The following is an 11479-nucleotide window of genomic DNA, read 5'->3' on the forward strand; positions in this document are numbered from 1 at the left end:
TCGAGCGGGGCGTCGTCAAAGCCGATGCCAGAGAGCAGATCTCGAAGGGCTATCGTGCTGGCCTCGACCAAGCTCATGGCAGGTCCTCCAAAGCGACATCGCCTCGCATCAGGCAGCGGGCCGTGCGAAATGCGGTGGTGCGGGTGACGCGCCATTGACCATCATTGCGGACTTCGGCCGCGACCGGCAGGACGCCCGAAGGCGTGCCGACACGAATTTCGGAATCGGAAGTTGACGACAGGCGATTGGCAAGAGTGCCGGTGATCTGGCAAGCGGTGCCCACGCACATGGCGGCGGTAAGGGTCACGGCGCGATGCACGCGTTCCATGGAAACCATGCGCACGCCGATATCGTGGCCGGATGGGTCGATCATCGAACCATCGAGTGCCTTGAACGGCATGGAGGCGCAAAGAAGCGCAATCTTGGGGTTGGCCAAACGCACCGATTCGGGTGTCGAGCCGAGCCCCATCAGGACACCGCCAATACGGCGAATGCTGTCGAGCCGATCCATCATCTGAGGGATGGATTCGATCATGTCGGGAGATTCGGTGCCTTCGAGCCCCAGCGCCGCAGCTTCGACGAAAACGACTGGATTGGTGGAGTCTACAAGCGAGACCTCGATTTGTTTGCCGTCAAGGTCGATGATGTCGATTGCATTGCCTGTGGGCAGGAGTGCTGGGGAGACCGAACCGCCAGGGTCAACGAAATCGAGCGCGATGCGTGCCCCGCTTGAGGCGACGCCAGCCAACTCAAAGGTCCCGGTCGTGATTGGCTGACCGTTTCGTGCCGGGAAGCGGGCGTGGATAATCTTATCGGTATTGACCTGATAGATACGAACGAGCGCCTCTCCATCGCCGGCTTCGACCAGACCCATCTCAAGGGCGCAGGGGCCGACGGCAGACGAGAGATTTCCGCAATTGGCGCCCCATTCGACAATCGGCCTGTCGACGGCGATCTGGGCGAAAAGATAATCGACATCGGCATCGTCGCGCGCCGAACGCGACAGAATGACCGCCTTGGAAAGGGACGAGAGGCCGCCGCCCATGCCGTTGAGCTGGCGGCTATTGGGATCGGGACTGCCGAGAACGTTCAGCAGAATCGGCTCTATCTCGGCCCGGTCGGATGGCAGGTCAGAGGCATTGAAGAAAACGCCCTTCGAGCTGCCACCACGATAAAAGCGGGCCGGTATCCAGGATTGGGTCATGGGGCCTCCCAAGTGTCTAGTATCCGTTGCTACCGTAGAGGCGCCACGGTTTCCATTGCGCAAAAAGCAAAGCCCCTTCGAGAGAAACGAAGGGGCTTTGGCCGGCAACAGGATGCTTGCCGGCGCGAGGCTATTGTTGCCGTGTTGACATCAAAGCGCCGCGACGACGGCTTTGGTGAAGTTCTTCGTTCCGAGCGATCCGCCGAGATCGCCGGTGCGGGTGTCAGGATCCCCCAAAGTCTCGTCGATGGCGCTCTCAATTGCCGCGCCAGCGGAGACAAATTCATCCCTGCCGGCCTTGCGTCCGTACCAGTCGAGCAGCATAGCGCAGGACAGGATCATCGAGGTTGGATTTGCCTTGTCCTGGCCGGCGATATCGGGAGCCGAGCCGTGCTGGGCCTGGGCGGCAGCATGTCGATCGCCAGCATTGAGCGAGCCGGCCAGGCCAAGACTGCCCGAAAGTTCAGAAGCGAGATCGGAAAGCGTATCGCCATAGAAGTTGGTTGTGCAGATGACATCGTAACGAGATGCGTCGCGCACCAGCAGGGCGGCCATGGCGTCGATCAGAACATCGTCGAGTTCTACATCGGGAAAGTCTTTTGCCACGTCGCGGACGGTCTTCAGAAACAAGCCATCGGTCACCTGAAAGGCGTTTGCTTTATGGACGGCAGTGACCTTGCCGCGACGCTTGCGGGCCAGCTCAAACGAGCGGCGGGCAATCCGTTCGCAGGCAAAGGCAGTTATCTTGCGCATGGAGATCGCGACGCCTTCCACGGGCATGAATTCACCTGGCCCCGAGAACATGTTGCGGTCGGGGTACATGCCTTCGGTGTTCTCGCGCATGATGACAAGATCCATATCCGTGCCGTGATGCGGCAGGCTGGACCGCGTGCGGGCCGGTCGGACATTGGTGTAGAGGTCTAGCCCGATACGAAAGGCTGCCGAATAATTGATACCGCCCTTGTCGCGCGGGGGGTAGTCGAGATTGGACATTGGGCCAAGCAGCACGCCGTCCAGCGTTCTTGCCAAAGGCAGGATGTCATCGGGCAGGCTGGTGCCGTGGTTCTTGAGGGCGGCAAGACCGACGTCGCGATAAGTGTAATCGAGGTTCAGCCCAAATTTTGCGTCGGCCGCAGCCAAGACGTCTAGGCTTGAGGCCATGATTTCGGGTCCGATGCCATCGCCGGGGAGAACAAGTAGCTTCATAAGACTGGCCTTATTTGAGCAGGTCGGCAGGAACGTAGAGTTCGCCTGCCATCAGTTTGCGAGCCGTACGGATCGCACCACCGCTCAGAACTTCGAGATCGACACCACTGCCCTTTGTCTTGAGTGCCACGTCAAGGAGCCCAGAAGGGTGTTCAATGAGAACAAGGCGATCGTCACCCTCGGGTCGCTTTGCCAGCCCGTCGGAAATCGAACCTTCGAGCATGGCGCATGTGGATACGCACAGCCCGCCGGTGACAGCAAAGGCGGCATGGGTGTTTTGAGGCACGAAATAGCGCGCGGCGATATGCCCTTCGCCTTTGGGTTGGGACAACATCGCGACCTTGGGGATTACCTTGCCGGTGACGTCGCCGAGCCCCATGCGCTCTCCGGCGATCATACGCATGGCTTCCATACGTGCGAAGAAATCGGCATCGGCGTCAAGTTCGGACGGAGTTTCGTAGCCCGTCTTGCCCAAGTCTGCAGCGCGGAAGATCATCATCGGAACGGCCACGTCAATCAGGGTGACTTCTATGCCGTTGATCTCTTCGACCAGATTGCCGGTGGGCAGAAGCTTGCCGGTCTTAGAACCGACGATATCCATGAAGTTTAGGCGGACGGGCGCAGCTGTGCCCGGCACGCCGGCAATTTCGGTATCGCCGTCATAGATAACGCCGTCAGCATCAGTCTTGACGACGGCTTCGATGCGGCTGTTGGTATTGATGTTGAAAATGGTGACGGCAGTCTCATCGCCGGTAATTTCGACCATACCACGCTCAATAGCGAACGGGCCGACACCGGCAAGTATATTGCCGCAGGACGGGGCGGTATCCACGAACGCATCGGTGATCGAGACCTGGGCGAAGAGATAGTCTACATCGACGCCTTCGCGGCTCGATGGCTGCACCATTGCGACCTTTGAGGTGAGCGTTGTTGCGCCCCCCACCCCATCAATTTGGCGCGCATCTGGCGACCCCATGGCTGCCAGGAGAACCTTGTCGCGGCTTTCGACATCGGCCGGAAGGTCGGTGGTCACGAAATACGGGCCTTTTGAGGTCCCGCCGCGGATGAGAATGCAAGGAATGGCAGCTTGTCGGGTCATCGTCATCTTTACAGTTGTGTCTGCTCACCGGGGGCGGACGAGCTCGGTTCGATATCGGACGGGCTTTAGCAGAACCGCCCGCACCGTAGGATTGAGCAATGGTGTTGCCCGGCATCGCGCTTTGGCAATGAACGGGCGGGAGGTGCCTCGTGCACTCCCCCGCCCCTTTGGCGTTAGCGGAACGGCCAGGGAAAGCGGAACTGGCCCTGCAGGAACCCGGCCGGCATGACGAGGTTCAGTGAGCGGGCCAGAACCATCATGAAGATCGCTGCGGCGAGCGTTAGAAGAATGGTCTTGAGCCAGCTGGCCTTGGCCATCGTCCTAAGGAAGACCACAAAGAACACCAGCAGCGCCGCGAAATAGCCAGCAATGGCGACGGCGGCAACAAAGGCGGCAAGCCAGCCCAACATGGCCCATGCACCGCCCCTGACATCGTGTTCACGCGGGGTGACCTAGGTATCGAAATTGGCAGTGGATTCCGTCTTGCCCGTCAGTAGCGGCACCATGGCAACAAGCGTTGCCACGATCCCGACGACGGCGACCCATGTGGGGAAGATGCCGCCAAGCTGTGACAGGCCGAACGATTCCCAGAACACGAAGGCAAAGCCAGCAAGAACTGCAACCCCGAACAGTATCTGAGGCCATAACTGGCCCGCCTGAGCGAGTTCGGTCGTACCTTCGGTGCTGACCTTTGCCGCCTCTTCGCCCGGCCGGGTGCGGGCGCCGAGCCAGACCGACACCACCGTGAGCACAATGATACCGATAACCAGCGGACGGGTGAGAAAACCCCAACCCGAGAACTGGACTGCCTGATAAAGATATCGTTCGGCCTGGGTGGCAAGAACGAAACCGATCAGGAAGCCTGGACGCGGCCAGCCGAAGCGCTTGAGAAGAACGCCAATGGCACCCACGATCAGCAGAGCAACAAGGTCGTTGAGAGACCGGGTAGCCTGAAAGGACGCAAACGTTATGACCATGATCATGAACGGCGCGATGAGCGTGTAGCGGATGGTGGTCAGGCGCGCGATACCAGGTGCGGCGACGATGCAGAGCAGTGTGCCGATCACGTTGGCCAGGGCCAGTGACCACACGATGGTGTAGGTCACATCCAGATTGCGGTCGGCCATCGCCGGACCCGGCTGGATGCCGAGGAGGATGAGGCCCGCCAGAAACACCGCCATGGACCCCGAGCCGGGGATGCCAAACAAAAGCGTGGGGATGAGCCCACCGCCTTCCTTGGCATTGTTGGCGGATTCCGGCGCGATCACACCTCGAATATCACCCTTGCCGTATTGCGAGCGGTCCTTAGAGGTCTGAACGACGTGGCCATAGGCGATCCAGTCCACGACCGAGCCGCCAAGCCCGGGGATGGCGCCGATGACTGCACCAAGGCCCGAACAGCGTAGAGCGAGCCATTTGTAGGTCCAAGTGTCCTTGAGCCCCTGCCGCCACCCCTGCCCCAGAGAAGAAGATTTGCTGGCAATCGAGGAGCCACCGCGCAGCAGGTCGACAATTTCGGGCACGGCGAACAGGCCCAGCGCCACGATCACCAGCGGAATACCGGTCGAGAGATAGAGCAGGCCGAAATCCATGCGATACTCGCCAGTGGCTGGCGCTGCGCCGACGGCGCCGAAGGCCAGGCCCAAAGCGGCAGCAGCGACGCCCTTGGCAAGGTTGTTGCCCGAGAGGACGCCGACCATCGAGAGGCCGAAAAGAGTGAGGGCGAACAGTTCGGCCGAGGAAAAGCTCAGGATAAGCGGGCGGGCGATAACAACAAAGCCGGTAAGGATCAGGGCGCCGAACAGACCGCCCATGAGCGAAGCCGAGAACGCCGCCGACAACGCGCGGGCAGCCTGCCCCTTCTTGGCGAGTGGAAATCCATCGAGAACGGTTGCCTGACTGGCCGTCGAGCCTGGAATGCCCATCAGCACCGACGCAAAGGTGTCGGAGGTGGGAATGATGGCGACGAGGCCGATAAGCATGGCCAGTGCCGAGGTTTGATCCATGCCGTAGAGGAAAGGCAGCAGCAGTGACAAACCGACGATGCCGCCAAGGCCGGGCAGAATGCCAATGACCAGGCCCAGCAGCACGCCGAGGGTCAGAAACATCATGTGGTGAGGGGTCAGCAGTTCAGCGAGTGCTGAAAAAAGTACGTCGAGCATATTGGTTACTCGTGAGTTTTGCCGAACGCAGGTTCGGGTGCCGGCGCAGCATTATCGCGGAGCACGACAAGCGCGCATCAGGAAAGCGACGGTGCCGCGGCTCTCTGAGCCGCGGCACCGCTGAAAACACGGCCTATTCGAGAGTGACCTGGTAGTTCTCTGTCAGGAACTGACGCACCCAGTCACGGGCCACAGGGTCGATGGTCGTCGCAGCGGTGTAAACACCGGCTACCTCGTCACCGACGGCCTGGTCGTATTCACCCAAGATTTCAACCTTTGCGGCCTGGAGTTCAGGATCGGCGACGGCGTCGACGAAAGCCTGACGGTAGGCCGCCACGATCTCAGGCGGAGTTCCGTTGGGAAGCATGGCCGGCTTCTGGGCAGCAAAGCCCGAACCAAAGAAGGCGAGATAGGCCTGCAGTTCGATTCCTGCTGCGCCCATTTCACCATGAACCATTTCGTAAGCTTCAAGGAAGTGTGGCAGATCGGGGAAGGTCGGGTCACGCTGAACGTTGCCTTCCGAATCGAGCACGCCCCAAGAAAAGAGCGGAACAGCGTCGCCGGCTTCGACAAGCGGGACTACGTTGGTGAGGTAGGCTGACGAGGTCTGGTAATCGATTGTGGCTTCGCCACGCTCGAATGCCAGACGGCCATCGCCACGGCCGGTCATGCCGAAGACATGACGCACGTCGAGGCCCAGCACTTCAAAGGCCAAAAGCGGAACGAGATCGAGCGAGGTTGCGCCCTGGCTGGCATAAACCAGTTCGGTGCCCATGAGCTCGCCCATTTCGGATGCGTCGGAAATCCCGAGGCTGGCCGGGACGTAAACCACACCGCCGGTCGGGGAAACCAGAACGGGCTCAAGTTCGGCGTAGTCATATTGAACGCGGCTATCGCCGAGCAGGAACGGGAACTGGGTCGAACCCGAAGTACCAAGCAGAGAAAGTCCATCGGGTTCGGCGCGTGCGACGAATTCGTTGGCGCCGGTGATCGAGCCGCCGCCGGGGACGTTGCGAACGATCACGTTTGGTTGCCCGGGCAGGTGCTTGGACAGATAGGGTGCGTAAAAGCGCGCCCAGACGTCGGACCCCCCACCTTCTGAGAACGGAATCCACCATTCAACTGTCTGGCCGGAAAAGTCGACCTCCTGGGCCTGAACAGAGGCCGGCGCAATGGCAATCGAGGCCGCCATAACGGCGGACACGGCCAAACCCCGCGCGAAGCGAAGTGCATTTTTCATATAGGATCCTCCCATAGAGTTCGCGGGCAGACCTCCGCATCGTCCCCACGCCGCGCCTCCCCAGCGGCCTTCGGTCCATCCGAGCGTTGCACCCTGATTTTCTCCGGCCTTTGCCGAGGCATGGCAAGGAAATGCGGAAACAACGGATGTCTGCTGGAATGCATCATGCAACACCAAGCTGTCGGAAAGCTGTCCGGCACAAAACCCGCGACTATTCGGCCGCCATCGCCCCGTTTCCAGGGCCCTGAGCGGCCTTTTGCGATTGGGCTACGGGCAGTTCGAGGCGTATCGTGCAACCGCTTTCGACGGAGATGATACCAACATCACCCCCCGCCCGTTGAGCAATGGCCCGGACGATAGACAGGCCAAGGCCGCATCCTCCATCGCTGTCGTCGGACAGCCGCACAAATCTGTCGAACACCCGGTCGCTGGCTTCGGGCGGAATACCGGGACCATCATCGGACACGGTTAGGGCGGCCATATTGCCCACACGCTCGACAGCGAGCGAAAGCCGTCCGCCTTCGGCACAGCCATATTTGAGACCATTGTCGATGAGATTGTCGATCGCCTCTTCAAGCATAACGCGGTTGCCGGCAACCGGCAGCGGCTCGGTGGCAGATTCAAGTTCAATATCGACATGGGCCTTGAGGGCACGGGGCACATGCCGGCGGGCCACATCGGCGACCAGCCGGGTGAGGTCGGATGGTGGTTGCAGGTCGTCGCCCCTGCCCTCATTGGCGATGTCGAAATTGAGCAATTGATGGCTCATGCGCGAAAGCTGGCGCGCCGCTTGCGCCAAATCCTGCAGACGGGCCGTGCGACCGTGGTCGCTGCTCGCGCTGAGGGCGGCCTCGGCCTGGGCCTGAATGGCGGCAACTGGATTGCGCAATTGATGGGCCGCGTTGCCAATAAAGGCGTTGCGCCTATCGAGTTCGTCCTTGAGCCGAGCAAACAGGCTGTTGATGGTCTCGACCAATGGAGCAACCTCGTGGGGCACCGGGCGGCGGATGGGGCGCAAATCGCTGGCCGAGCGCAATCCCACGGCGCTTCGCAAATCGGTGAGCGGGGTCAGACCCCGATTGATGCCGAACCAGAACAGAACCGCTGCAGAGCCAACGATAAGCAGGAGATTGAAAACAGATTGGCCAACGAGCGAGAGAGACAGAGCCTGCCGTTGGGTGACCGTTTGCCAAACCTGAACCGTGGTCCAGCCATCGAAATCGATATCAGCTATGAATTCACGCAGGATGACAGCTCGGACCGGTCGACCGTTGTATGTGCTGTCGAAAAAGACCGGTGTGCCACCCGGAACCACCAGGTTGGCCGAGGGCACCGGCGCGTCGGAGTGGCCGGTCACGAAGCGGCCGTCGGCGGCGCGAACCTGATAATAGATCGGATCGCCCAGCGCGCCGACCAGAGAATCAAGCAGCGCATCGGCAACAAGGTCACCCTTGGTCAGCACAACCTCGCGGGCAACGGCGTGTGCCACCACCTTGAGCGTGTCGTCGTAGAGGTCTTTGGACATGTTCTGCGCCGACCAATAGCGCACGGCGCTCGAGGCCAAGGCAACAAAGATCAACGGTACGACCAGCAGCACAAAAAGCCGGGCGCGAAGGCTTCGTGTACTGACAGGTCCAGCGCTCATTGGACCGCCACCGGGCGGAGCACATAGCCGAGCCCGCGGATAGCCCTTATTGTGATGCCGAACGGTTCGATCTTGCGGCGCAGGCGGGACACCAGCAACTCGACAGCGTTGACGTCGATATCGGCACCTGTCCCATAGATGCTGTCGCACAGGGCGTCCTTGGGCACGACACGCTCGGCATGGTCGAACAACACCTCCCAAAGCGCAAGTTCGCGCCGGGGAAGAGCTATCAGTCCATCAGGGCCTACGAGCTGACGCGAAAGCCTGTCGTAGCTGAGCTGTCCCATGGCCTCAATGTTGTGCACACGCTGGCCCCTGCGGCGCCCCAGGGCGCGCACGCGCGCATTGAGCTCGGCCATTTCGAAGGGCTTGGTCATGTAGTCATCGGCGCCCGCGTCGAGTCCGATGATACGGTCATGGAGGCTGTCGCGGGCCGTCAGCACAAGCACGGGAATATCGTTGCGTTCGGTGCCCAGAGTGCGAATGACATCGAGGCCGCTGCGTTTGGGAAGGTTGATATCGACAATGGCCAGATCGGCGCCCTCGGTTGACAGAAATTGAGCGCCATCATCGCCATTGGCCAGCCAATCGACGGCGTGCCCTTCGTCCTGTAATGACTGAATGACTGCGCGCGCCAACATTGTGTTGTCTTCGATCAAAACGATGCGCAAACGCCTCTACCCTCCGTGTTCATTTTTTCAACAGCAGGGATCGCGCGGCGCAAAGCCCCTTCTGTTTGGACAATGTGACCCCGCCGGGACCTGGCTGGCAAGCAAATTTCCGTGAGGGGTGGCCTCGCGCCCAATGAGGCGTTAGACATTGGCCGGACCGGCCTGCGCTCGGAGGATCATCGGTTCACGCCTGTCATTGGAGGAGGATTATGAGCGGACTGCTGCGTTGGGCACGGGCCTTGAGCGCGGGATTTGGATTGTCTCTGGCTCCCGCGACCACGGCCTTGGCCGAGGTCAGTTTCCAGGGCGAGACCATCGAGTGGATCATTCCCTTTAGCCGGAGCGGGGGCTCGGATACCTGGGCGCGGTTCAATGCGCCATTTCTGACCCGGCACCTGCCGGGTCATCCAGAAATCGAAATCGTCAATGAACCCGGCGGTGGCGGCACCCGTGGTCCCAACACGTTTGCCAGCCGCGCCCGGCCGGACGGGCTGACCATTCTGGGGACTTCGGGATCGACACAATTTCCCTACCTGCTGGGCGATCTGCGTGTGCGTTACGATTACAAAGACTGGGAAGTGGTGATGGTTGCACCGACCGGAGGGGTGGTTTACGTCGCGCCCGGAACGGGGGTCGAGGGTCCCGACGACATCGACAGGCTTGCCGACCAGACCCTGGTGTTTGCGAGCCAGGGGCCAACGTCGCTCGACCTCGTTCCCATGCTGGCATTCCGGTTACTTGGTTTTGATGTCAGCTATGTGTTCGGCTACACCGGTCGCGCCGACGGGCTGATCGCCATGGAACGAGGCGAAGTCAGCATCGACTACCAGACAACGGCCTCGTACTTGCGCAATGTTGTTCCGATGGCCGAGGCTGGCGACGCCGTGCCACTTATGAGTTGGGGCATCCTCGACGAAAATGGTGTGATGCAGCGCGATCCGACCTTTCCCGATCTGCCCATCGTCGAAGAAGTGTATGAGATGTTACACGGCGAGCCGCCTTCCGGGCCCGACTATGAGGCCTATCGCGCTTTCAATATCGCCGGATTTGCCGCTCAGAAGATGGTGATTCTACCGGGCGGCACGCCGCCGGAAATCGTCGAGACATGGCGCCAGGCCTGGCGTGATATCTTTGCCGACCCCCAGTATCGCGCCGAAGTTTCAAGCGTTCTGGGGGCCTATGAGCAGGTCACCGATCGCGCGGCGGAAGCCCTTTTTATCGAAGGGACGACGATCGATCCGGCGGTCCGCAAGCGCATACTCGACATGCTCTCGAACGAATATGCGGTGCGGTTGAGCGATCAATAGAACGCTCCGGCCGGCAATCGAGCGGCGCTGCTAGAGCCGTGATTACAGTGGACGCTTGCGGAACATTTACGGAACATGTATAAAAGTTCAATATTTGTTCCGATTCGACGCCGCCGAGGGATCCGCCAATGTTGACGCGTAAACAGCACGAACTTCTGATGTTCATCCATGAGCGGATGAAAGAGAGCGGCATTCCGCCCTCGTTCGACGAAATGAAGGAAGCGCTGGATCTGAAATCGAAGTCGGGCATCCACCGGCTCATCACGGCGCTGGAAGAGCGTGGCTTTATCCGCCGATTGCCCAACCGGGCTCGAGCGCTCGAAGTCGTTAAGCTGCCGGATTCGATGAATCCGTCGCTGGGCGGGCGCAAGGCGCGGTTTGAACCTTCGGTGATCGAGGGTACACTGGGCAAGGTGCCAGCCAAAACCGTGGCGCCCCGCCAGGACAATGGCGGATCGGTGGCCATTCCGGTGATGGGTCGCATTGCGGCGGGTGTGCCGATCGAGGCGATCCAGACTCACTCTCATTCCATTGCGGTTCCACCCGAAATGCTGGGTTCTGGAGAACATTTCGCGCTCGAAGTGCGGGGGGATTCGATGATCGATGCCGGGATTTTCGACGGCGATACGGTCTTGATTCGCAAGCAGGATGCTGCCGGAAATGGTGAGATCGTTGTCGCGCTGGTCGATGACGAGGAAGCAACCCTTAAACGCCTGCGCAAGAAGGGAAACGCCGTGGCGCTGGAGGCGGCCAACCCGGCTTACGAAACCCGGATTTTCGGTCCTGACCGCGTCAAGGTTCAGGGACGACTGGTGGGATTGCTACGGCGCTACTAGATTTTCTTTGACTTGGCCTAGTTGTCCTCAAGACCCTAAAGCTGGATGCGCCAGGGGCGGTCCGGTCCGTCGATGGCGGTGCGGATTGTTGGCGGCAGATCGGGGCCAT

Annotated in this window: 10 protein-coding genes; 2 read left to right on the forward strand and 8 right to left on the reverse strand. The window is 60.5% G+C overall.

Translation table 11 applies throughout. The annotated features are described in order from the left end of the window. Positions 1–73: 73 nt before the first annotated feature. The 8 genes from AACZ55_RS13165 to AACZ55_RS13200 all read right to left on the reverse strand — a co-directional run bounded on the left by AACZ55_RS13165 (position 74) and on the right by AACZ55_RS13200 (position 9227). On the reverse strand, positions 74–1204 hold the full coding sequence (locus AACZ55_RS13165; protein ID WP_339646767.1) for a PrpF domain-containing protein: 1131 nt from the start codon (positions 1202–1204) through the stop codon (positions 74–76). Positions 1205–1354: 150 nt separating this feature from the next. Continuing rightward, on the reverse strand, positions 1355–2410 hold the full coding sequence (locus AACZ55_RS13170) for an isocitrate/isopropylmalate dehydrogenase family protein (protein WP_339646769.1): 1056 nt from the start codon (positions 2408–2410) through the stop codon (positions 1355–1357). A 10-nt stretch (positions 2411–2420) separates the two neighbouring features. After that, the gene (locus AACZ55_RS13175) at positions 2421–3509 is read right to left on the reverse strand and encodes a 4-oxalomesaconate tautomerase (protein WP_339646771.1); all 1089 of its coding nucleotides are present in this window, start codon (positions 3507–3509) and stop codon (positions 2421–2423) included. Between the two features lie 173 nt (positions 3510–3682). Then, positions 3683–3919 (reverse strand): hypothetical protein, encoded by a 237-nt coding sequence (locus AACZ55_RS13180; RefSeq protein WP_339646774.1) that lies wholly within the window; start codon positions 3917–3919, stop codon positions 3683–3685. A 42-nt stretch (positions 3920–3961) separates the two neighbouring features. After that, positions 3962–5671, reverse strand: coding sequence for a tripartite tricarboxylate transporter permease (locus tag AACZ55_RS13185; RefSeq protein ID WP_339646777.1), 1710 nt, complete (start codon positions 5669–5671; stop codon positions 3962–3964). A 133-nt stretch (positions 5672–5804) separates the two neighbouring features. Next, positions 5805–6911 (reverse strand): tripartite tricarboxylate transporter substrate-binding protein, encoded by a 1107-nt coding sequence (locus AACZ55_RS13190; protein ID WP_338606950.1) that lies wholly within the window; start codon positions 6909–6911, stop codon positions 5805–5807. Positions 6912–7122: 211 nt separating this feature from the next. Then, the gene (locus AACZ55_RS13195; RefSeq protein ID WP_339646780.1) at positions 7123–8556 is read right to left on the reverse strand and encodes a sensor histidine kinase; all 1434 of its coding nucleotides are present in this window, start codon (positions 8554–8556) and stop codon (positions 7123–7125) included. Then, the gene (locus tag AACZ55_RS13200) at positions 8553–9227 is read right to left on the reverse strand and encodes a response regulator transcription factor (RefSeq protein ID WP_339646781.1); all 675 of its coding nucleotides are present in this window, start codon (positions 9225–9227) and stop codon (positions 8553–8555) included. Before AACZ55_RS13200 ends, AACZ55_RS13195 begins: the two co-directional genes overlap by 4 nt. 209 nt (positions 9228–9436) lie before the next feature. On the opposite strand from AACZ55_RS13200, the gene AACZ55_RS13205 reads away from it, so the two are divergent. Further along, complete coding sequence (locus tag AACZ55_RS13205; protein WP_339646783.1) at positions 9437–10534, forward strand: tripartite tricarboxylate transporter substrate-binding protein; 1098 nt, start codon at positions 9437–9439, stop codon at positions 10532–10534. Positions 10535–10662: 128 nt separating this feature from the next. Next, positions 10663–11370: a transcriptional repressor LexA gene (lexA, locus tag AACZ55_RS13210; protein WP_338606954.1), complete on the forward strand. Its 708-nt coding sequence runs from the start codon at positions 10663–10665 to the stop codon at positions 11368–11370. Positions 11371–11479 lie beyond the last annotated feature (109 nt).

The sequence above is a fragment of the uncultured Pelagibacterium sp. genome (genome assembly GCF_963972885.1).
GTDB classification, from domain to species: Bacteria; Pseudomonadota; Alphaproteobacteria; order Rhizobiales; family Devosiaceae; genus Pelagibacterium; species Pelagibacterium nitratireducens.